Source organism: Mobilitalea sibirica, assembly GCF_015999265.1.
In the GTDB taxonomy this organism is placed as follows: domain Bacteria; phylum Bacillota; class Clostridia; order Lachnospirales; family Lachnospiraceae; genus Mobilitalea; species Mobilitalea sibirica.
In genome coordinates this window covers 66,659-89,375 of the sequence record NZ_JAEAGR010000013.1, presented here as the reverse complement: position 1 = coordinate 89,375, position 22,717 = coordinate 66,659, and the positions used below count along the sequence as shown (strand labels likewise).

Sequence of the window (22,717 nt, the reverse complement as noted above, 5' to 3'; positions counted from 1 at the left end):
TAAATAATAGCAAAGGCGCAGTAGTAATAACTACCGCGCTTTTTCTGTTTGGCAATAAAATGTCCGCGGCATTCTATTGCACCATAATGACGCAAAGACGTGTAATCAGTGATGAGATTTTCATCCCGATAACACGTCTTTCTTATTATATAATAGGAAAGTCCCTCGGATTTCCTATTATATAATAAGCACTCCGTGCAGGAGGCGCACTCGCGCGTATTGAAATTATCTGCCTTTGGCAGAACGCGCTCAGAGCGAGAGTCTGCCGAGGCAGACTCTTTATTCTTAAGTATTAAGACACAATTTTTCTTGAGAGGAATTACTGAAAATTGCTTCCTGGAATGAAATAAGAAGAGAAGCTTAACAAAAATAATAGGAGGGATAATTATGTTTTCATCAGTTAACACAATGTGGGTTCTAATTGCAGCAGCGCTTGTATTTTTTATGCAGGCAGGATTTGCAATGGTAGAATCGGGTTTTACCAGAGCGAAAAACGCCGGTAACATCATAATGAAAAACCTTATGGACTTTTCACTAGGAACAGCAGTTTACTGGCTGTTAGGATTTGGAATTATGTTTGGAGGAAGCAATCTTTTACTTGGTAGCTTCGATCCAATGGTAAGAGGAGATTATTCAGGAGTTTTACCTGACGGAGTTCCGTTAATGGCATTCTTAATCTTTCAGACGGTATTTTGTGCTACAGCAGCGACGATTGTATCCGGTGCTATGGCAGAAAGAACCAAGTTTTCATCCTACTGTATCTATAGTATGGTGATCAGTGCTATCATCTATCCCGTATCCGGTCACTGGATCTGGGGTGGTGGCTGGTTGGCACAGAGAGGCTTCCATGACTTTGCCGGATCCACTGCTGTACACATGGTTGGTGGTGTGGCAGCCTTGATTGGAGCAAAGATGTTAGGTCCCCGTATTGGAAAATACGACAAAAACGGTAAGTCAAAAGCAATCCCTGCGCATAGCTTAACGCTTGGTGCTTTAGGTGTATTCATTCTATGGTTTGGATGGTTCGGATTCAATGCAGGCTCCACAGTTTCGGCAACCGGAGACAGCGTGATTGAAGCTATGTCAAGTATCTTTGTTACTACGAATATGGCAGCAGCTATGGCATCCATAGCGGTTATGGTAATAACCTGGATCCGTTATAAAAAGCCGGATGTATCCATGACCTTAAACGGCTCTCTGGCAGGTTTGGTTGCAATTACCGCCGGTTGTGATGCGGTGTCACCCTTTGGTGCTGCCATGATTGGTCTACTGGCAGGTGTTGCAGTAGTATTTGGTATAGAGTTTGTAGATAAAGTATTAAAAATTGATGATCCTGTTGGTGCTGTAGGCGTTCATGGTATATGCGGAGCGTTAGGAACAATTTTAGTCGGATTGTTTGCTTTGGACGGCGGTTTATTCTATGGCGGAGGAACTTCTTTGCTGGTTACACAGGTCATCGGTGTGATTGCCGTAGCAGCTTGGGTAGCAGTAGCGATAACAGTAACTTTCTTAATCATTAAGTATACCAATGGACTTCGTGTATCAAAAGAAGAAGAGATTAACGGTCTTGATATCCATGAACACGGGTTGGTTAGTGCATATGCAGATTTCATGCCGGTTGTTAATGTAACATCTTCCATATCTTCGGTAGCTGCAGCCAAGGATATGATGGCTACGGTTCCTGTTACAACGATCACAATGGACAGTACAAACAGCACGAAACCTAAGCTTACCAAGATAGTAATTATAACAAAACAAAGTAAATTTGAAGCACTAAAACAGGCTATGAATGCCATTGATGTTACCGGTATGACGGTTACTAACGTACTGGGCTGTGGTATGCAAAAGGGTATTACAGAATATTATCGTGGTGTTCCGATGGAAATGAATCTGTTACCGAAAATACAGGTAGAGATTGTAGTAAGTAAGGTGCCGGTTGAGACAGTTGTCAATGAGGCAAGAAAAGTCCTCTATACCGGTGAGATCGGTGACGGTAAGATCTTTGTTTATGACGTAGAAAATGTCATCAAGGTACGTACCGGTGAAGTTGGTTATGATGCTCTTCAGGATGAAGATGAGATCTAAGAAACAAATATAAGATAATAAAATGTGATATCTTTCTCTTTATAAATAATGTATATAAATAAAATCCCAAAACCCATAAAAATTAGTATTGTATAAAACAGCTGCCGATGTGGTGGCTGTTTTTTCATCTTCCTCGGTAAGAATAACGGCTATAAACGGTGCATATGATATGCTAAAGGATAACCTTTAGAGGGGGGATGAATAATTGAGAAATCATGTTTTTATTAAGGAAAAAGTGATTCAACAGAATATGTATTATAAAGATCACATTATAATGAAATACACGATTAAATATCCTCAATTTATATCAGAGGATTATCAGGTGTTATTAAACAAACTCAACTCCTACTATCGGACAAGGGCTTTGATGTATGAAAGATCCAATGTAACCAATTTATATCAGATGGCCATGGTGGAATATGAATATTCTATAGCAAATAGTTATCCGATTAGAGAGTTTGAAGCTTATGTAGACTATACCGTTACATATAATCAAAATTGTGCCATCAGTCTATACTTTGATCAATATGAATATGCAGGGGGAGCCCATGGATTAACGCTGCGATATTCAGATACCTGGAGCCTGACAAATAGTAAAAGAATGGAACTAAATGATATCTTTCCATATACTACGAAATGTAAAGAGCATATAATCAATAATATAATTGAACAAATTGAATCAGGAAGAGAGATGGATAACAATCCATACTTTGACGATTATTATACCCTTGTCTCAAAAAATTTTAAGTCCAATAACTACTATTTAACAAAGGATGGAGTCATTTTTTATTTTCAGCAATACGATATTGCACCATATGCCAGTGGTATTCCTACATTTCTAATTCCCTATGGTTGTGATGGCGCTATTGAACCGAAATGTTAAATAATACCATAGGAAACTATTTGTAAATAATATTACATATCTTAAGAATAGGAAAGCCATGCGTACATATTTTCGATTCGCATTGAGTTAGCCAAATTTCTATGCTACAATTACAGTATGCTCATTCGCTTCTGGCTGGATGGGGGAACACAGATAATTTATAATTTTGATTGAGGAATTTTGCAAAAATCTCCCTGCGTCATACTAAAAATCCCTTTACGTCACCTGTTGCTCGTGACGTAACGTAATGCCCTATTCTTGGGGCAAGGAGGTGAATTCTATGTCAAACTACACGACTGGAGAAATGGCAAAAATGTGCAATATTTCGGTGCGGACAGTTCAGTTTTACGACCAAAAAGGTGTACTGCATCCGTCCGCCGAAAGCGAAGGCGGCAGGCGTATATACAACAACGATGACCTAACCAAGCTACGCCTTATTTGCACACTCAAATCAATCGGGCTATCACTTAATTCAATTAAAAGCGTTATGGAGAGTGAGCTATCAGAAAAAATCCTCACGCTCTTGCTTAACGAGCAAGTAAAAACACTTTCTAACGAAATTGACGAGCGGCAGAAACAGCTTGAAAGGATAATTGTAATAAAAGAAAGTATCACAGGTAAAGCCAGTGTTCCAGCAAATACAATCCTTGACGTAGAACATATTATGGAAAAGAAGAGTATTGTTCGCAACAAGAAAAAGCTAACCATGATTTATGTTGGAGTGGGAATTGCAGCAGCTTTAGGGCTTTTGTTCATGGTGTGGCTCGTAGTATCACGTATCTGGTGGGGGCTTGCGATATATATATCCGTCGCAATAATCAGCCTGTTTATTTCAGCTTTTTCCCTAAAAGATACTGAGTTTATTTGCCCTAAATGCGACTCCGTTTTCAAACCATCCCTAATACGGACATTCTTTAGCACCGGCGGTAATAAAGTCCGTTGGATGACTTGCCCTGAATGTGGGTATAGAGATTGGTGCGTTTTACGGAAGAAAAAGTAAGAATATCAAAAGAATGCCTTCGAACGGGCATATTAATATCCATTCAACAAATTATTATTTAGTGGTTTGGTTTACATTGATCATATTTTGCTTCGTATAAACAAAAAAGTAACCATGAACATAATATAGATGATGTTCATGGTTACTTTTCTATTACGGAATATTTTACTTTACATTTATGCTCCACCCGGGCCACTTCTGCTTGGTGAGTCATCAGGAACTTGAGCATGGGAGTCCTTGGTGGAGTTTCTCATCTGGTTGCGATTTGAATTCTTAGATGAATTTTTACCGCTATTTTTTAAGTTGTTATTCTTATTCTTAGCCATAGATATCTCCTTTCTCACATATAGTTACTGTTATTATGGCTCGAAAGGATATATTTATTCGTATTTTATGAAAAAATATTAAAGGGTTACACTACCCATATGAATTGATTTTAAAGCATTGTCATTAATTTTGAAATTATACTTGTTTTGAATATTTTCTTTATAATGTGTTTCGAAGGCTTCATTTTCAGCATTGGTAATTGCTGTTTCCACTTCTCTGTCGTAGCTTTCTGTTGAGTTGTTATTAATCATACGAACAACATAATAACCGTTCTCTTCTTCATAAATATCACTTACTGTATTGTTTTCCATAGCCATCATAACAGCTTCAAAATCCTCGGAAAATTTCGTATCACTTTCCAGAAAATAATCTTTTCGATGGATTATTTCTTCTTCTCCTTCCGGAATTAAGGAAGACCAATCTTGTGTTTCATTTGCCTTAGCAGATATTATTTTGATTTTCTCATAGGCAGCTGTTTTTTCATCTTCACTTAAATCAACCGTATTACCTTGTTCATCCGTTGTTTGGGTTGAGATGAATAGATACTCAATGTCGTATTGACGATAATCCTCGGGACTAATACCTGCTTTAATCGCTTCATCATCTACTTCAAGAGTCTCTATAATGTCAGTTCGGTAGCGGTTTGCTAAGGTGGCTTTACCGATTACTTCGGTTAAATAATCTTTCGTAAAACCGTTCTCTCTAATCTGTCTGTCTGTTAATAACCCATTACGCATGGATTCCACATCATTGGCTATGATTTCTGTTTCCTCAGATGTTAAAGCATATCCTGCTGCAACAGCTTCCCGATACATAATCTCATTATATAGAGCTGTTTCCACAGCCTCCTGCTTTGCGATATCTCTCATAGTAGTACCGCTGGCTTCATCATAGGACATATCCCAGTAAGTACCGCCAAACATCTGATTATAGTAGTCATACCTTGTCTCTACATTATAAAAATAATAACTGAGGTCATCCATAGAATACTTGTCCTCATCAATTGTTATAATGGTTGCTTTATATAGCTGATCGAATAAAACAGCACCAAATAAAAGCACAGCCAAAACAATGGAGATTGAAATCCATATTTTTGAGTCGATTGCCTTCTTTACGGTCTTTGCCTTTTGCGGAGCTTTTATTGATTTTTTTGATTTGTTCAATTTTGCTACCTCCTATCTATTCTCATGAAATTAATTGTAAACATTTCCGGAAATAAGTCAATAGGTTCCATGCAGTTCACAAAATATACTTAAATAATGATACCTCGTGTTTTAATAAAATTCAGACGTTGTCAGTTAAATACTATATTGCTATATTTGGATGAATTTAAATAATCATAAAATAAGTGAGGTTTTACAGTCATACAGCTACTTTAAATAAATCAATGTACCGGCTGTAACTTGGAAAACCTCACCTTTTTATCACAGGTGTTATCGTACTATATCCAAAATCTCATAAAAACATGGCTTGGGTTCACCCTTACTGTCAAATAACAGAGGATAACTGGTTTCCCGCTTAAAATTCGTCAACCATGTTTGTGAATCCAGAACACCCCAGAAGGTAACATTCGTGATATCAGCTATCTTTTCTTTCTTTAGTTTTACTAGTATCTCAAATAAACCTTTATACCGGGTTGCTTGTTTATTGAAAGCATCCTCCGTATTTTGGTTATTATGCATATCCAATTCGGTGATATGGATTTCCAAACCAAGCTCCCCGTATTTACGGATCGCAGCTTCGTAATCGCTTAAAGAAGGATAGCTCATGCTGATATGGGACTGCATACCGATACCATCGATTAAATCCTTTTCCATCAGCTTCTTAGCCATATTATATATTGCAGTTCGTTTGGAAGTTTCATAAGTGTTGTAGTCATTATAGAAAAGTCCGGCATCATCATATGCATATTTTCTTGCATATTCGAATGCTTTTTCTACAAACTCTTCACCAATAATCTGATACCAATAGCTGTCCTTGGACCGATAACCACCGGGCATTCCGTGACCGGTATCGATGGCTTCGTTTACTACATCCCAGGCATAGATTACACCGGGGTATTTTTTAGCATGCTGCATAATCTGCTTTATATAATTTTCCATACGTTTTAGCATGACTTCCTTAGATGCAAGCTTAGCACCGGGAGCAGTGGAATAATTCTCTGTAAAGAACCATGTTGGGGTTTGGTTATGCCATATCAGGGTATGAAATCTTACTTTCAAGTCATTATCATTAGCAAATTTTAGATATCTGTCCAGATTGTTAAGCTTTAGAGCAGGATTGGTATTATATTTTGTTAGATCAGAGGATGAAGTGGCGTAATCCAAAAGACTGGTCGGTTTCATCTCATTTTCCATGGTAATTGTATTGAATTGATAGGTCACAATTGATTTAGTTAATGGTGAAGATAATACACCATCTGATGTGGCGGCGCCGATAGAGAAATAATTCTTATAAGCCTCGGATATGCTTAATACATTATCAACCTCTATAGGAGCTTCTATGACTTCTATCAGTTCTACCTCATCAAGATAAAAATCATCTGTGGCTGAACTTGATTCAAAATAAAATTTAGCAGAGGTTGTATCCGACGGCAGGATGATAGAACCCTCCAGTTTTGTCCATTTGTCCTTCGTTGCGGTAACCGTTCCAAAGGACAGGTAGTTTGCACCGTTATTTTTGTTTATCTTACAATCAATTCGTAAGGACGATGCACCGGTTATGTATTTTACCCAAGCGGTTACTTTATAAGTTTTACCGGGCTTAAGGGTTCCGGTCAGGTCGATTTCGGCACCATGCCAGGTTTTGGAACGATTTGTTACTTTTAAACTGTAGCTACCGTATTTTGAGGTGCTGTTGGTTACCGATATGATTTCATCCTGACTTCTTCCTCTAAATCCATCGGTACCGTGTTCAAAACCGGTACTTATAATGGAGGTAATAGAATCCTGCTTTGCTGGTTTTGGAGTCGGAGTGGCAGTTGGTATAGGTGTTGGAGTCGCAGTTGGGATAGGTGTTGGAGTGGCAATTGGTATAGGTGTCGGTGTCGCAGTCGGCTTAGGAGTCGGAGCTTTTGTCGGAGCAGGAGTGATAGTTGGAATAGGGTTGATGGGTGAAGTAGGAACCGGGGTGGGAGTTGGCATAGGAGTCGGAGTCACAGTTGGTATAGGAGTTGGAATTGCAGTCGGGTTTGGAGATGGAACCGCAGCATCGTTAACTTCTGTGGTTTTCTCGGTTATATCTGCGGCTGTATCAGCATTAGTTTCCTCTGTAGTAGTTGATTCAGGTACTATGGTGGGTTCCGATTCCTTGAGATCCTCCTCTGGGTGGATAGGAGAAGCTGTAGGAGCTGTTACATCAGCTTCTGTTGTCATATCAACAACTTCCTTATCGGTTGATGCTTGATCTGATTTACATCCTACAAAGGACATTATCACTAGAAAGATAAGGGCTATTAGCAATCGCTTGTTTTTTTTCATTCGTCGTTTCCTCTTTCTTATTTTTTTGAGTAGGGAGTCAAAAGCTTAAAGTACTAAATAATACCAATTATAGCAAGGATTCCTAGGCATTACAATTGAATTTTAGTAAAATTATGTTATAATGAACAAGTAACAAATAGCAAAGGCGGGGTATGTCACATGAGACCATATAATGGAAAAGCAATACAAATAATGGATGAAGTGAATAAAGTAGTAATTGGTAAACGAGTCATAATCGGTAAGGTACTAACAGCTATCTTAGCTAAGGGACATATCTTGCTGGAGGACAATCCCGGGGTAGGGAAAACAACACTTGCTTTGGCATTTTCCAAGGCAATGGCACTTACCCATCGCAGACTCCAATTTACACCGGATGTCTTACCCACCGATGTGGTAGGCTTTAACCTGTTAAGTAAGGACGGGGATAGCTATCAATTTAAACCGGGAGCCGTAATGTGCAATTTGTTTCTCGCAGATGAAATAAACCGAACCTCCTCGAAGACGCAATCTGCTTTATTGGAGGTTATGGAGGAGGGTAAGGTTACGGTAGACAGTATTACTAGAGAGGTGCCAAAGCCTTTTGTTGTTATGGCGACCCAAAATCCAATTGGTTCTATCGGTACTCAGATGCTGCCCGAATCACAATTAGATCGTTTTATGGTACGTTTATCCATGGGATATCCGGATCGAAAAAGTGAAATTGGGATTTTGAAAGAAAGGCAGAATATAAACCCTTTAGAGAAAGTAATTCGTGTTGTTGATAAAGATGAGATCTTAATGATGCAGAATCAGGTAGAGGATGTATTTGTCCATGATTCTATCTATGACTATATCACCCTGTTGGTACAGCAGACCAGAGAAAATCCATTAATTGAGTTGGGTGTAAGCCCCAGAGGTTCATTGGCTCTCATGAATATGGTTAAAGCGACTGCTTTTTTAAGCGGGAGGGATTATGTAGTACCAATGGATGTGCAATACATCTTTAAAGATGTTACATCTCACAGAATGATTTTAAAGCCTAAGGCAAGAGTGAATAATGTGACAGTGGACAATCTATTGGATGATATCTTACGGATTGTCCGTCCCCCAAAAATTATATCAAAAAATGCTTAACAATTTAACAATGACTAAGCAGGAACATTGATAAGAAAAGATAAATTCTCCTGCAAATAACAAAAACAGGCTTAGGTGCGGATATGCTTCAAAACAAAATCAGATATTTGATGCTTTTAGCCTCAGTGGGGCTACTTTCCATTCTATATAATGAATACGTTATGGGAATCATCTTTTTAACGGTGGCCGTAATTCCGTTTATCATGTTTGGGATTCTTAGTTATATCTATGGGATGATTTCTGCTGAGCTGGTTTCAGTTGTACATGTAGCCGGAAAAGGTGAGACGATACCGGTAACAGTTCAAATAAATAATCCGACAGTATTCCCGATACCCAATCTGACGATCTATCTATCTTACCGTAATACATTCTCAAATAAGAAACATAGTAAGGATATTACAGTATCGGTTAATTGCAAAACCAGTACCGGAGTCATCTTTCATATCCAATCTGAACATGCCGGAAACCTAGAGGTTTCTTTGGCAAAATTAAGGATATTTGACTACTTAAGAATGTTTTCATTAAGAAAATCTCAAAAGGGTGAGGTAAAAATAGCAATTCTGCCCAAAATGCATGAAATCTCTGAGGAATATATTATAAATAGAAATAAAATGCTGGTGGAAAGCGATGTTTTTTCCCAAGTTAAAAGCGGTGATGATCCGTCTGAAGTTTTTGCAATTCGTGAATACAGAGAAGGGGACAGGCCCCAACGTATTCATTGGAAGCTGAGTGTAAAACAAAATCAGTTGATGATTAAGGATTTTAGTGAACCGCTTAATTGTTCGATCCTTATTTTTGCTAATTTAAGCGTTTCAAAAAATGAGGATACACTGATTTATATGGATGCATTATTGGAATGCGCTCTGTCCTTATCCTATTCCTTTATGTTGAAAGGGCAAATACATTATTTTTCTTGGTATGATGAAACCCATGGTATATGCAGACGAGTAAGGATTGTTCAGGAGAAAGACCTGTTTGAAGCAGTTGACGGATTATTACAGTCCGGCCCTTACACAGAAGGTATGGACGTTATACCGGCTTATCTGTCAGAGCATCCCAATGACCAGTATACGGATTTGTTCTATGTAACCGGTGAGGTATCCACTTTACAACTTAATTCCCTTTTAATGATGAAAGCCAGTGACAGGCAAGTAATTTATGTTCATGATACCTTTAAACTGTTCAACGATGATAATAAGAGACATAATAAACTTCAGGCTACAGAGGAATTACTGTCGAAAATGAAAGAAATGGGAATTGGATTTTTAACCGTTGATACAGGCAATGTGAAAGCAACAATGGAGCATATGAAGCTGGTTTAGTTTTATTTGTTCATGGAGGTTTAGATGAGCCAAAAAGTGAAAGATGGAATAACAATAGATAACACGGTATATTTGGCGGATGATAAACATACTGCTCTGCCATATTATATAAAGTTGGTTCAATTCTTGGCGATCATGGTTGGAGCCTACAATACTATATCGATAGTTGTATACTGTTTAAGCTTATCCGTATCAAACTATCATCTTCTAATCTCTGTAGCTTTTATTAGTACAGGGCTATTTTTTCTGTTTTTAAATCCTTTCCATGACATAATAAAAATGATTGGTATAGCTGTAATATATCTTTTGGTTCTATATAAGAGAATGGGACAGATATTGAATGCCTTTTTTATCATTGAAAATTCTGTGATTGATAAAGTATCGGATTATTATGGTTTTGCGGGAAAGCGGTTTTTGGCGGACTATACAACCCAAACCCAAGACATAACATTATTTGTTATAATGCTTCTAATACCTTTAATAGGTTTATTAACGGCTGCTATTTTACGGAACAGGTTTATAAGTATAAATTATATCTTGCTACTTATCCCAATCGCTTTTAGCTTAGCTGTTGGTATTATACCCTCTGAGAAACAACTGATTATATATATTCTTATTATGTTGTTTTTATCCAAAGCATATGGCTCTGGGAAAATCACTGTAACTAAGAATCAGAAGTCGTTAATACACAGAGTCAATCTAAGTTCAGCTTTCATAATATGCATGTTAAGTTTAGGTCTATTCTTTCTTATTAAACTGTTTGTTTCACCAAAGGATTATGAACGGATATATGAAATTAAGGATATAAAATCTGAGATTCAGACATTTCTTTATGATTTTTCAATTGAAGATTTTACGAATAAATATGGAGTATCAAATTGGAATATAACCCCGGACAGAAATATAGCAACGGGAGGATTGGATGGCGGGAAACTCGGTAGAGTCGACCAGATACAATATAACAATAGTCAACATCTGAAACTGACAATGCCGTTTTCATCCATATCGGAAGGGGTCTATTTGAAAGGTTATGTCGGAAGTGTATATACCGGAGATAGCTGGAACGGTCATAACAAAGAGCAGAGAGCCAATTATCAGAAACTTTTAAAAGAAATACCGTTAGGTAAATTTGAGGCGGTAAACCAAAGCAATCTCCTGTTTAAACAAATCTCAAAACTTGATTTATTAGACAGGGATTCCTTACCCAGTAATCCTTCTGCCTGGTATCATGAGAAGTACCAGATCATGCAAGGACAAATAAAAATTGATTATCTAGAGGCATCAAAGAATTATATCTATGCACCTTATCTTGCTGATTTTAGCATATTGGATGATGTTAGATACGAGTGGGATTTATATGCGAAACCGGAACATAGAAACGATAATTACGTTCTGGACTATTATTTTGGACTTTCACTACAAGATGAAATGTTACCTAATATAGAAGCTTTAGATCAACCTCTTGGTGATTATCCAATCTATGAAAAGTTATATCGTGACTATGTTTATGATGTATATACGAAATTACCGGAACACAATCTTAATAGATTGAAAGAAAATTTTTCTGGTAAAAATGAAGAACTTGGTACAACAACAATTCAAAATGCGATACAGTATATAAAAAATTATTTGCACAGTAATACGGACTATACCTTATCCCCGGGAAGGCTTCCAAAAGATAAGGATTTTGTTGAATATTTTCTGTATGATAATAAAGTGGGTTACTGCTCTCATTATGCTTCCGCTGCGGTACTTATGTTACGGGCTATGGGTTATCCTGCAAGGTACGCAGAAGGGTATGCGGTCAGTTCTTCTGACATAATAAAACAGACAGAGTATACACAGTCAGTTATAATTTATGCAGACGGAAGAGCCTCTTATAATGATTCAACCTTAGTAGAGGTTAGTGTAAATGATTATAATGCCCATGCATGGGTTGAGGTTTATCTTGACGGTTTAGGTTGGTTTCCAATCGAGTTTACACCGGGAGCCGGATTAGAAAATACGGAAGAGGTTGTGGGCGAATTATCCATAATTGGTGAAGAGATAAAAGAAGAGGAAGAGTCTGTTACGGTAGCACCAACTGAGACTCCTACTGAGACTAATCAAATGCCGGAAGAAGAAAAAGAGCATTCTACGAAACAGAATAAGGAGGGGGAGGAACCCGATACTGAAACTGATGAAGAGCTGATAGGAAAAGAAACGAAGGAGAAGGCTACCATCAAACCTTTGTTTATGCTTGCGATAATTATATTGGTTGGTACGGGCCCGATTATCTATTTTATTATTAGAATAAAGAATAGAAGGATTATGATGTCTATCAATAATAGCAATAAAGCACTCTTAATCTATGAAAAGTTGGAAAAGCTTTTTAAATCCTGCCGTGCCTTACCCAAAAGAGCCAGATATCTAGAAGATCATATTATACATGTTACAGAAAATTGTAGCTATGTAGATAGAGCTTCCTTTAAGCATTGTATGGATATTGTATGGAAAGCTAGATTTGGAAAAGATGTGATCAGCGTAGGTGAGCTTCTGGTGGTCGAACATTTTCATAGAGAGGTTAAAGACAATGTGTATCGGAAGGCTTCCTTTATCAAGAGATTTTATCTGAAGGTAGTTTTAAGAGTATGATAATAGAATTAATGAGAATAAGCGATAGACCTTAAGGAATTGAAATTAAAGTTAAATATAGTTTCTTAGCAGTCAGGAGCTATGATATAATATATATATATAGTATGGAAAAATTTAGATAGGAGTACCCAGTATGAACAGTATTATAACAATCAGCCGGCAATACGGCAGCGGAGGAAGAGAAATTGGTGAAAAACTTGCCAAAAGATTAGGAGTTCCGTTTTATGATAATGAATTAATTACAAGGGCTGCAAAAGAAAGCGGCTTTGCGGAAGCGGCATTTGAAAATGCAGAAAAAAAAGCAACCAACAGCCTTCTATATTCCATCGCCATGGGAATGAACGCATATGGTAATCAGGACATCGGGTTTACTCATCTATCCTTAGATGATCAGATTTATCTGGCACAATCCAATGTAATTCGTAAAGTTGCCATGGAAGGTCCGTGCGTAATTGTAGGTAGATGTGCGGACTATGTATTGAGAGACATGGATAATGTTGTGAATATATTTGTATGGGCTGATTTAGATTACCGTAGAGAAAGAGCGATAAATCATTATCATCTGCAGGAGAATAAAGCGGAGGATTCCATCTTAAAAATTGATAAACGCAGAGCAAATTATTATAATTATCATGCCAGTGAGAAATGGGGAAGAGCTGAGAATTATCACCTTTCCATAAAGAGTAATTATGTCGGTATTGACGGTGCAGTTCAGTGCATCATTCATTTTCTTGAAAATGGGGAAAGGAGATAACGGTTATTAATATGAAATGGAAAGATAAATACAACGGAAAATACATGCAGATATCTTTGTATGTTATCATTACATCAATTATCATTTATGCACTCAGCCGTATTGTAGAAAATGCACCGGCGATTATGCGGGAGATAATGGAGAGAATCGGTTGGGTGATTAAAGTGATTAAGCCTCTTATTTTAGGATTTGCTTTTGCATACCTGTTGGATCCGATTGTAAGCTTTTTTGAATCAAAATTTAAAAAATATAAGATATTTAAGTGGATTAAGACTCCTAGGACTTTTGCAGCCATTTTATCTGCTATACTGCTGGTTATGGCATTCTCAGGATTAATTTCACTTTTGGTATTTAGTGTAACTGACCAGCTAAGACTGGCGAATTTCGATGATATTGTGCGACTAAGTGAAGAGTATATGAATAGTTTGAATGAATTATATGACTCAATTATCACTAAGATGAAAGAACTAGATATTCAATCGGATGAGTTTGAGAAATATGTTCAGGATGCTACACAACTTATTCTTAATACGTTGATGAATTTCTCAAAATCCACGATAACATCGATTAGTAATATATCTGGGTATTTAACAACCTTTATCTTTAGTTTTATTATTGGCTTCTACTTCCTGATTGACGGCCGGTTGTTTATGGAATATGTCAGGAAAATCTCTGTTGCTTTATTCCCGGAAAGTGCCAATAAAAGAATGAGAAAAACAATACATGATTTGGACCGAGTTTTTTCAGGGTATATTAGAGGACAGTTAACAGATGCCTTTGTTATGATGGTATTAATCAGTTTAGTGCTTTCCATAACCGGAGTTAAGTTTGCAATTGTAATCGGCATTTTTGCAGGTATAGGGAATCTGATACCATATTTTGGACCGATTGTAGCGTATATTAGTACAACCATCGTCTGCCTGATTAATGGGGATATTAAGACGCTGTTAATTTCTTTAATTGCCTTAGCGGTAATTCAATTTATCGATGGCAATCTTATCGGCCCTAAGCTACTAAGCAAGTCAATTGAAATTCATCCTCTCATTGTCATTATATCCTTGATTTTCGGGAGCGCCCTCGGAGGGTTTTTAGGAATGCTTTTAGCTGTTCCGGTGGGTGCTTATATAAAACTGGTTTTTGCCCGTTTTATTAACCATAGATATGATCGTAAAGAGGCTACGAAGAAAGAAATGCCAATGAAAGAATATAAAAAAGAATAAGGGGATTCGTTATGATAGAGTATTTTAATAGAAATGTAAGAAAAAATTAAGAAATAATATAGTCATTATTTAAGATTTATGTTGTAGCATTATAAGGAAGATGCTTAATCACGTCCTAGTTTGGAAGGTGTTATATGAAGAATAAAGTTAAGAATGAAAATATAATTGAAGTAAAAAATGCAAAAAAGATATATCGGATGGGGCATGAACGGATTTGTGCAGTAGATGATGTAAGCTTTACCATCAAACGAGGTGAGTTTTGTTGTCTGTATGGTGCATCCGGTTCCGGTAAATCAACTTTACTTAATCTAATGGCTGGTATTGAGAAATTGACTTCCGGTCAGATTATTATTAAGGGCAGAAATGTACATAGAATGAGCGAAAAAGGATTGGCAAAGTTCAGGCAGAATAATTTGGGTTTTGTATTTCAATCCTATAATCTAATGAATGCCATGACTGCCTTAGAGAACGTGGAGTTACCTCTGGTTTTCAAACATATGGGTAACAAGAAACGAAAGAAACTGGCAAAGGATATGTTGGTAAAAGTAGGGCTGGGTTCCAGACTGAAGCATAAACCAAAAGAGATGAGCGGTGGCCAGCAGCAAAGAGTTGGTATTGCCAGAGCATTTGTTGATAATCCTGAAATTGTATTTGCAGATGAACCAACCGGTAATCTTGACTCAAAAACTTCGAAAGAAGTAATGGAGCTTATTAAAGAAATGGCTAATACCAATCATCAGACCATTGTTATGGTAACCCATGACAGCGAATTAACGAAATACGCAGATAAAATTATACATATTTTAGATGGGAAAATTGAAGAAATAGAAGAACTTAAAACGGATCATCTTAATGACGAAGATGAAGATTGTATCGAGAATAGCGATGAAGTGATTGCGGATATTTCATAGGAAGTTATCGCCCAATCCACCGGAGAATGCCTTGGGTAGACGTGGTTATTAAGAGTACCGGTAATACTCATAAAGATTCTTCTGTATGGATAAGAACGAAGTTTATATAGATAAAGATCAAAAATTGAAAGGAAGATGAGGGAATAAGTATGAAGTTAAAAAGGATATTCGTTGCAATCATAGCAATCGTTTTAATTGTATCAGGTATGATGGGAAATAGTAACATGGCTAAGGCAGCGGGTGAACCCAAGGTTATACTTGGAGATGGCTCGAATGATTATATTGCGAAAGCTGGAGAAACTGTAACTTTGAAGGTTCCGATTAAAGTAACAGAGAATGTAATTTATGATCCGAAAGTAACTCTTAAGGATAGTAATACAGATTCACCCTTTTCGTATTCACATCCAAAGCTCATGATGGAAAGTGGCGGAGACGTCATTTCAATTAATCCTTATAGCAAGGCCTTTGTTGAGTTTGATGTTACTGCAAAAGAAACAGCTAAAATCAAATCATATCCGGTACAGTTAGAGATATCCGGTATCTATTATTATTTTGACAAGGTCACTGTTACCTCCACCATAGACCTGGATATTAATATTTTGGAAGAGAAAATACCTGCTCAGTTAACTGTAAAAGGGGCCACTCTGAAAGATACGGTAGCAGGAAGTGATACTGATTTAGCCTTTGAAGTAAAAAATGAAGGTGAAATCATGGCAAGAAATACATACCTCAGTGTTCAATACGGTGAAAGCGGTATTGTGCAACGATATTCTGTGGATGATATGAAGATTGGTGATTTGAAACCCGGTGAGAAGCAGATAGTAACATTACCGGTAACCATACTTCCTACCACAACCACGGGAAAAAAATCCTTAACCATTAATTTTAGCTATAAAAATCTGGAAGGAGCAGAATTGACGGAGAGTAGGAATGTAACGATTGGGGTGGAAGAGAATCATAATGCTCCTAATATTGATATACAAAGCATTACCTATAAGGGTGAATTAAAGCCGGGTGATGATTTTATTCTGATTGCCTCGTTACAGAATGTAGGGTTGTCAACAGCTGAGGAAGTAGAAGTATCTGTAGATAATGCCAGCATTGGGGTAGAAAGTTTTATTAAGAACTATTTTACGGATGAATTATATGTCGGAACCATAAAAGCAGATAACACAAAGGATGCAAAGATACCGTTAATCGTATCGAAACAGGCAGCCGGTGGCTTTAAAGAGCTTAAAATTAATATTACTTATAAGGATGAGTTCGGTATCCTTTATAGCAGCACCAAGACAATTTATCCCGAGGTTATAGGAGGGGCATCGGGTGATAAACCCAGTATTGTCGTTAGTGGAGTAAAGCAAAGTCCGGCTGTACCGAAAGCAGGAGAAAAGCTTGAGGTTTCCTTTGATCTTGAGAATAAAAGCTCCGTTGATGTAACTGAGCTTAAAATCTTAACCGAATTATCCGGTAATACATTTATACCACAGGAATCTGTACCTTATCAATATGTTGAAATATTAAAAGGCGGAGAGAAGAAGAGGGTTACAATACCTCTAGAGGTTTCAGAAAGTATAACAGAAGGATTAAATCATTTAACATTAAACATTGCTTATACCGGTGGAAGTGATAAGGTGGACATACCAATTCTTGATGTTCAAAATGATATAGGTAGCAGTAGTAAGCCGAAAATAATTGTTAGTAATTATTATGCGGATGTGGAAGAACTGCGGGCAGGATCTATCTTTAACTTCACCTTTGATTTATATAACACCAATGCTGCGGTAGCAGCAAAAAATATGACGGTAACGGTTTCTCAGGCTGAAAATATTTTTTCCGTTACTAAGGGTAGCAACAGCTTTTTTATCAATAAGATAGATCCGGGTGAAACCGTATCTAACACCATTGAGCTTAAGGTAAAATCCGATGCCAGTACAAAAACGTATCCATTTAAAATAACAATAGAATATGAATATGACGGATTAGAACCTAATCCACAGACCGGTGAAATCGGTGAAACCAAAGAGTTGGAATTAAATCTTCAGGCGGTTGAGAATTCGAGGCCGGTGGTTGATTACGTTAATGTCTACTCCTATGACGGAATGGTAGTAGCAGGTAATCCGGCAACTCTATCCTTTGAATTTTATAATATGGGAAGATCACCTCTTAACAATGTGATAGCAACTGTTGAGGGAGACTTTACTAAAGCAGACGGTAATATGTATTTTATCGGTAATGTCCCGGAGGGAGGTTCCTCTTATGTAGAATTCGATGTGATGCCGAATATGGAAGGTATGGCGAAAGGAACCGTAATCATAACGTTTGAGGATAGCAATGGGGATGAGATTCAATATATTAAGGAATTTGAGACCATGGTAAATGGGGCTCAGGCATGGGACCCAGGTATGGGAGGCGAATTTGAAGAAGTATTCAATCCTGTCATGCCAACCCCTAAAAAACAGATTCTACCTACTTGGGTATTTATAATTATTGAGGTGGTTGTATTCCTTCTCTTTATCCCAATTACTTATAAATCTATTATTAGCATATATAAACGTAAACTCCGTAAAAAAGAAGAAGAGCAATACTAATTTGTTTGGCTTTAAGTCATGAGAATGGAGGATTATATGAGTAAAATCGTTGTATCAAAAAGTGAAAATATGGCTACAGCCAAGGTAAAAGAAAGAGAGTTAAAGATGAAGGAGCGGGAAGTTAGTAAAGCAACAACAACCACAGATCAGACGGAATTGGTAGTTGTGACGGATGAAAATGCAGATACAGTAGAAAGCGTTGTAGCAGATGAAGTTATAACTGATGAGAATAATTCGGCCGAGGTTTCAGAAACTAAGGCAGAAGAAAGTAATGCGGGGGAAAGTACTGATAGTGAAGTGGTAGAGGATACTATTACGGAAGAAGGAGTCATAGAAGAGGCGGTTAGTGTAGATATGGGACTTGAAAAAGACGTAGTTATGGAACCCGGTTTTGATGAAGGGATGATGGCAGACCCTGCATTTAATGAAGGTATGTTCGCTGAAACAGGTATGCCACAGGTCAAGGACCCGTTATTATCCTCTTGGCCCTTTGTGATAGGATTATCTTTGGGTATTCTTTTGATTAGCATCGCCCTTGGAGCTTTGCTGGCAAGAAGAAAAATTAAAAAAGGGATTGAACTTTATGAAGATTAGTGATTTGTTAAAGATGGGGCTTCGCAACTTACGGCGTAGAAAAGCCCGAACCATATTAACAATCTTGGGTGTTGTCATTGGTTCCTTATTCATCATAATCACGATATCCATTGGTGAGGGGGTTAAGCATAATTTTGATAAACAGCTGAAAGAATACGGTGGCTATACAACAATTACAATTAATACCCACGGTGATGTTTTTGATGAAAATGGTAACTATGTGGAGAGTAAGCAGCAAAAGCTGGATGAATCATTAGTAGAACAGCTAAAAGGCATGAAACATGTAAAAGCTGTAACACCTGTGATTAATATGAGTGCTAATTTATATTCAGGTAAATATCAGAGTTGGGCTCATATAACCGCAATGGACAGTGATACCTTTGAAGCCTTTGAATTCCCTGCTCTTTCCATGGGAGAGTATCCGACGAACGAAGATAAATCAGTTATTATATTTGGTTCCTCCCAACTATCGAATTTCTATGATCCGTATTCCAGATCACGGGTTTGGACTCCTATAGAAATTGATTTAAAAAAGGATAAAATTTCGCTGAAGTTTGAAGGACGTTATCAGCCTAATCCTCGAAAAAAAGAGTTTTCGTTGCCCCTTAAGAACATCGCTATGATGGAAGAGACGATGTCGGAATTTGATTGGAACACCTATATGGATTTGGATTACTTTAAGGAAATATACTTAAAGTATTGTAATACCTTATCCTTAGAGGATCGGAAAAAAGCAGTAAAAGAAATACAAGAGTTTCAGGAAATCAGGGTGGGTGTAGATAACATTGATAATGTTCAAGAGGTTCAGGATAAGATTACTGAGCTTGGATATACTTCCACTAGTAGGATGCAATGGATACAACCCTTGATTAAATCATCGGATTCCTTGCAGTTTATATTACTTTTTCTCGGTATCGTTACGATGGTTGTTTCAGCAATCAGTATTGCCAATACCATGGTGATGGCAATTTATGAGAGAATGAAAGAAATCGGAATTATGAAGGTATTAGGCTGTGTTATCACAGATATTCGTATGCTGTTTTTATATGAGGCAGCTCTTATCGGATTATTTGGTGGTATCCTGGGTAATGTCTTTGCTTATATAGCCTCTATAGTAATTAATAAATACGGAGCACCTCTGTTCAGTGCATTGTCTCCAGGGGGGATGGCATTTAACATGACGGAAGAAACGACTTATAGCATTATTCCTTTTTATCTGCCCTTTGTGGCTATGGGTATTTCCATTGGTGTTGCTCTGTTAGCGGGCTATTTTCCGGCGAGACGTGCTACAAAAATAAGCGCAATCGAAGCTATGAAGACAGAAGGTTAATGAATTAAAATAATACATAAAATATTATGTTGTACATTTATAAGGCTGTCGCACAGATAAGGGTTTATTAATTATTTTGGCGACAGCCTCTCTTTGTTTTTTGTGATCATTTATAACTTGTAATCTATAATTGATTTTTATTAAGGTTATGGTATAATGAAAAACAAATGCAAAGATGAGGTGAAAGCATATGGTATGTAATGCATGCGGCAGATTAACACAGAACGAAGAAGCGAATTATTGTGAATACTGCGGAAACTCCTTTCGAGAACACATAAATGTAGCGGTAAAACCGGAACCTCCTAAATATATTACAGCAATTACAGAAAATACGGACAAGCCTGTCCCTTTTTTAAATTGGTTGGGTACTTATGCATTGTTATTTATTCCTTATATCGGAGGTTTTGCATTTGTTGGCTTATTGATTTTTTGGTCCTTAAGCGGAAGTACGCCACAAAGCAAGAAAAACTGGGCTAGGGCAACCTTGATTTTTACTATCATCAGTTTCATTATTTTGATCATTGCTTTCATGAGCTTTTTTAGTAATCCGGCTTTTATGGATTATATGAACGGCACGATTGGAATGAATGAGCTGTTCGAAAGTGTATATTAGAGTATTATAGTGGTAGATCATGATAATGCTAGTTAAGATAAACGTTAATAATCAGAGAGGAAGATGGATATGAGCAAGATAAGAACAAGATATGCTCCAAGTCCGACGGGTAAAATGCATGTCGGTAATTTAAGAACAGCTTTATATGAATATTTGATTGCAAAGCATGAAGATGGAACCTTCATATTAAGAATAGAAGATACGGACCAGGAACGTTATGTAGAAGGGGCATTGGATATCATCTATCGTACCATGAAGGGAACAGGTTTAATTCACGACGAAGGACCGGATAAAGATGGAGGTTATGGCCCTTATGTACAAAGTGAACGCCAGGCAACCGGAGTTTATCTGGAGTATGCAAAGCAGTTGGTAGATAAAGGATCTGCATATTATTGCTTTTGTTCTAAGGAACGGCTTGCTTCCTTAAAAAGTACGGTAGGTAATTCTGTGAGTGAGGATGAGGATGAAGCCAAGGTTATTACAAAGTATGATAAGCATTGCCTTCATTTATCGAAGGAAGAAGTAGCTAAAAAACTGGCATCCGGAATTCCTTACGTAATTCGTCAGAATAATCCGACCACTGGCACAACAACTTTCCATGATGTTGTATATGGAGACATCACAGTTGAGAATGAAGAGTTGGATGATATGATACTAATAAAATCTGACGGTTATCCAACCTATAACTTTGCGAATGTAGTGGACGATCACCTCATGAAGATAACCCATGTGGTAAGGGGTAATGAGTACTTATCTTCAACTCCAAAATACACCAGATTATATCAGGACTTTGGATGGGAGGAGCCAGCTTATATTCACTGTCCTCTAATCACGAATGAGGAGCATAAAAAATTAAGTAAAAGAAGCGGACATTCCTCCTATGAGGATTTGTTGGAGCAAGGCTTTATATCTGAAGCGATTATTAATTTTGTTGCACTTTTAGGATGGAGTTCCACGGATAATAAAGAAATCATGTCGTTAGAGGAATTAATTAAGGAATTTGATTATAAACATATCAATAAAGCTCCTGCGGTATTTGATATGGTTAAGCTTCGCTGGATGAACGGTGAATACTTAAAGAATATGGAGCAGGACAGATTCTATCAGATGGCGCTACCATATATTAAGGAGGTTATTACAAAGGACCTTCCTTATGAAAGGATAGCGGCTCTTATAAAAACCAGAATAGAAACCTTTTTGGATATTAAAGATATGATAGATTTCTTTGAAGCGCTTCCTGATTATGATATCCAGATGTTTACCCATAAAAAGATGAAGACGGATTCTGAAAGTTCGTTAGCAGTTCTTGAGGAGTTGTTACCAAGATTTGAGGCTCTTGAGGATTATTCTGAAGCAGGCATTGAAGCGGCAATCATGTCCTATATAGCTGAAAAAGGAATAAAGAACGGTCAAGGCTTATGGCCTGTCAGAACAGCAGTATCCGGAAAGCAATCTACTCCCGGCGGTGCATATGAGATTATGAGCATTCTTGGTAAAGAGGAAAGCTTAAGAAGAATTAAGATAGCAATTGACAAATTAAAGGCATAAGAGTTTATAGGACATTAGAGTTAGTTACATTATAGCCCGAGAGCATGAAAGAAAATAAGAGTAACCTATTGATGAATTTGCTTCATGCTCTACGGGATAATGTGAATTATTATATTTTCACGAAGCAATTATGAGTAATGTATTTACATTTTTCGTAATCATAACATATAATATAAGTATCCTATAGATAAAAGAATCTGATAGTAGTAGCATTCAAGTCTTATTTACAATAGGTTGGTATAATCCTTAAGTGATTTTATATTATGTTCTGTGTCATCTTTTTTTTCTATTATATTGATCAAAAATCTAATCTAAT

Annotated in this window: 17 protein-coding genes; 14 read left to right on the top strand and 3 right to left on the bottom strand. The window is 37.2% G+C overall.

What is annotated here, in order from left to right; genetic code table 11:
• Positions 1-387: 387 nt before the first annotated feature.
• From I5677_RS12455 to I5677_RS12445, 3 genes are all read left to right on the top strand, one after another.
• The gene (locus I5677_RS12455; protein ID WP_197661951.1) at positions 388-2,085 is read left to right on the top strand and encodes an ammonium transporter; all 1,698 of its coding nucleotides are present in this window, start codon (positions 388-390) and stop codon (positions 2,083-2,085) included.
• Positions 2,086-2,290: 205 nt separating this feature from the next.
• A complete protein-coding gene (locus I5677_RS12450; RefSeq protein WP_197661950.1) occupies positions 2,291-2,968 on the top strand; it encodes a DUF3298 and DUF4163 domain-containing protein in 678 nt (225 codons plus the stop codon).
• 280 nt (positions 2,969-3,248) lie between these two features.
• Positions 3,249-3,968, top strand: a complete 720-nt coding sequence (locus I5677_RS12445; protein WP_197661949.1) for a MerR family transcriptional regulator — start codon at positions 3,249-3,251, stop codon at positions 3,966-3,968.
• 176 nt (positions 3,969-4,144) lie between these two features.
• Here the strand turns inward: I5677_RS12445 and I5677_RS12440 are convergent, their stop codons facing one another.
• The 3 genes from I5677_RS12440 to I5677_RS12430 form a co-directional block, all read right to left on the bottom strand.
• Entirely contained in the window at positions 4,145-4,294 is a 150-nt protein-coding gene (locus tag I5677_RS12440) for a hypothetical protein (RefSeq protein WP_197661948.1), read from the bottom strand.
• A gap of 78 nt (positions 4,295-4,372) precedes the next feature.
• Positions 4,373-5,458: a peptidylprolyl isomerase gene (locus tag I5677_RS12435; RefSeq protein WP_197661947.1), complete on the bottom strand. Its 1,086-nt coding sequence runs from the start codon at positions 5,456-5,458 to the stop codon at positions 4,373-4,375.
• A 270-nt stretch (positions 5,459-5,728) separates the two neighbouring features.
• A complete protein-coding gene (locus tag I5677_RS12430; protein ID WP_197661946.1) occupies positions 5,729-7,774 on the bottom strand; it encodes an endo-1,4-beta-xylanase in 2,046 nt (681 codons plus the stop codon).
• 159 nt (positions 7,775-7,933) lie between these two features.
• On the opposite strand from I5677_RS12430, the gene I5677_RS12425 reads away from it, so the two are divergent.
• The 11 genes from I5677_RS12425 (at position 7,934) to gltX (ending at position 22,401) form a co-directional block, all read left to right on the top strand.
• Complete coding sequence (locus I5677_RS12425; protein WP_197661945.1) at positions 7,934-8,887, top strand: AAA family ATPase; 954 nt, start codon at positions 7,934-7,936, stop codon at positions 8,885-8,887.
• 83 nt (positions 8,888-8,970) lie between these two features.
• Positions 8,971-10,209: a DUF58 domain-containing protein gene (locus I5677_RS12420; protein ID WP_197661944.1), complete on the top strand. Its 1,239-nt coding sequence runs from the start codon at positions 8,971-8,973 to the stop codon at positions 10,207-10,209.
• A 24-nt stretch (positions 10,210-10,233) separates the two neighbouring features.
• Positions 10,234-12,843: a transglutaminase domain-containing protein gene (locus I5677_RS12415; protein ID WP_197661943.1), complete on the top strand. Its 2,610-nt coding sequence runs from the start codon at positions 10,234-10,236 to the stop codon at positions 12,841-12,843.
• Between the two features lie 133 nt (positions 12,844-12,976).
• Entirely contained in the window at positions 12,977-13,597 is a 621-nt protein-coding gene (locus tag I5677_RS12410) for a cytidylate kinase-like family protein (RefSeq protein WP_197661942.1), read from the top strand.
• Positions 13,598-13,608: 11 nt separating this feature from the next.
• Complete coding sequence (locus I5677_RS12405) at positions 13,609-14,817, top strand: AI-2E family transporter (protein ID WP_197661941.1); 1,209 nt, start codon at positions 13,609-13,611, stop codon at positions 14,815-14,817.
• 134 nt (positions 14,818-14,951) lie between these two features.
• Positions 14,952-15,728: an ABC transporter ATP-binding protein gene (locus I5677_RS12400; protein WP_243456594.1), complete on the top strand. Its 777-nt coding sequence runs from the start codon at positions 14,952-14,954 to the stop codon at positions 15,726-15,728.
• Positions 15,729-15,877: 149 nt separating this feature from the next.
• A complete protein-coding gene (locus I5677_RS12395; RefSeq protein ID WP_197661940.1) occupies positions 15,878-18,316 on the top strand; it encodes a COG1361 S-layer family protein in 2,439 nt (812 codons plus the stop codon).
• Positions 18,317-18,352: 36 nt separating this feature from the next.
• Positions 18,353-18,910, top strand: coding sequence for a hypothetical protein (locus I5677_RS12390; protein ID WP_197661939.1), 558 nt, complete (start codon positions 18,353-18,355; stop codon positions 18,908-18,910).
• Positions 18,900-20,240 carry an ABC transporter permease gene (locus I5677_RS12385; RefSeq protein ID WP_197661938.1) on the top strand — a complete coding sequence of 447 codons (1,341 nt, stop codon included), beginning with the start codon at positions 18,900-18,902 and terminating at the stop codon, positions 20,238-20,240. The genes I5677_RS12390 and I5677_RS12385 overlap by 11 nt, the downstream gene beginning before the upstream one ends.
• 190 nt (positions 20,241-20,430) lie before the next feature.
• A complete protein-coding gene (locus I5677_RS12380; RefSeq protein ID WP_197661937.1) occupies positions 20,431-20,853 on the top strand; it encodes a hypothetical protein in 423 nt (140 codons plus the stop codon).
• 69 nt (positions 20,854-20,922) lie between these two features.
• Entirely contained in the window at positions 20,923-22,401 is a 1,479-nt protein-coding gene (gltX, locus tag I5677_RS12375; RefSeq protein WP_197661936.1) for a glutamate--tRNA ligase, read from the top strand.
• Positions 22,402-22,717 lie beyond the last annotated feature (316 nt).

What these genes read in the sequence shown, in the direction of transcription:
- I5677_RS12455 (WP_197661951.1), top strand. Translation starts at nt 388, where the DNA reads ATGTTTTCATCAGTTAACACAATGTGGGTTCTAATTGCAGCAGCGCTT.
- I5677_RS12445 (WP_197661949.1), top strand. Translation starts at nt 3,249, where the DNA reads ATGTCAAACTACACGACTGGAGAAATGGCAAAAATGTGCAATATTTCG.
- I5677_RS12440 (WP_197661948.1), bottom strand. Translation starts at nt 4,294, where the DNA reads ATGGCTAAGAATAAGAATAACAACTTAAAAAATAGCGGTAAAAATTCA.
- I5677_RS12430 (WP_197661946.1), bottom strand. Translation starts at nt 7,774, where the DNA reads ATGAAAAAAAACAAGCGATTGCTAATAGCCCTTATCTTTCTAGTGATA.
- I5677_RS12425 (WP_197661945.1), top strand. Translation starts at nt 7,934, where the DNA reads ATGAGACCATATAATGGAAAAGCAATACAAATAATGGATGAAGTGAAT.
- I5677_RS12420 (WP_197661944.1), top strand. Translation starts at nt 8,971, where the DNA reads ATGCTTCAAAACAAAATCAGATATTTGATGCTTTTAGCCTCAGTGGGG.
- I5677_RS12415 (WP_197661943.1), top strand. Translation starts at nt 10,234, where the DNA reads ATGAGCCAAAAAGTGAAAGATGGAATAACAATAGATAACACGGTATAT.
- I5677_RS12410 (WP_197661942.1), top strand. Translation starts at nt 12,977, where the DNA reads ATGAACAGTATTATAACAATCAGCCGGCAATACGGCAGCGGAGGAAGA.
- I5677_RS12405 (WP_197661941.1), top strand. Translation starts at nt 13,609, where the DNA reads ATGAAATGGAAAGATAAATACAACGGAAAATACATGCAGATATCTTTG.
- I5677_RS12400 (WP_243456594.1), top strand. Translation starts at nt 14,952, where the DNA reads ATGAAGAATAAAGTTAAGAATGAAAATATAATTGAAGTAAAAAATGCA.
- I5677_RS12395 (WP_197661940.1), top strand. Translation starts at nt 15,878, where the DNA reads ATGAAGTTAAAAAGGATATTCGTTGCAATCATAGCAATCGTTTTAATT.
- I5677_RS12390 (WP_197661939.1), top strand. Translation starts at nt 18,353, where the DNA reads ATGAGTAAAATCGTTGTATCAAAAAGTGAAAATATGGCTACAGCCAAG.
- I5677_RS12385 (WP_197661938.1), top strand. Translation starts at nt 18,900, where the DNA reads ATGAAGATTAGTGATTTGTTAAAGATGGGGCTTCGCAACTTACGGCGT.
- I5677_RS12380 (WP_197661937.1), top strand. Translation starts at nt 20,431, where the DNA reads ATGGTATGTAATGCATGCGGCAGATTAACACAGAACGAAGAAGCGAAT.
- gltX (WP_197661936.1), top strand. Translation starts at nt 20,923, where the DNA reads ATGAGCAAGATAAGAACAAGATATGCTCCAAGTCCGACGGGTAAAATG.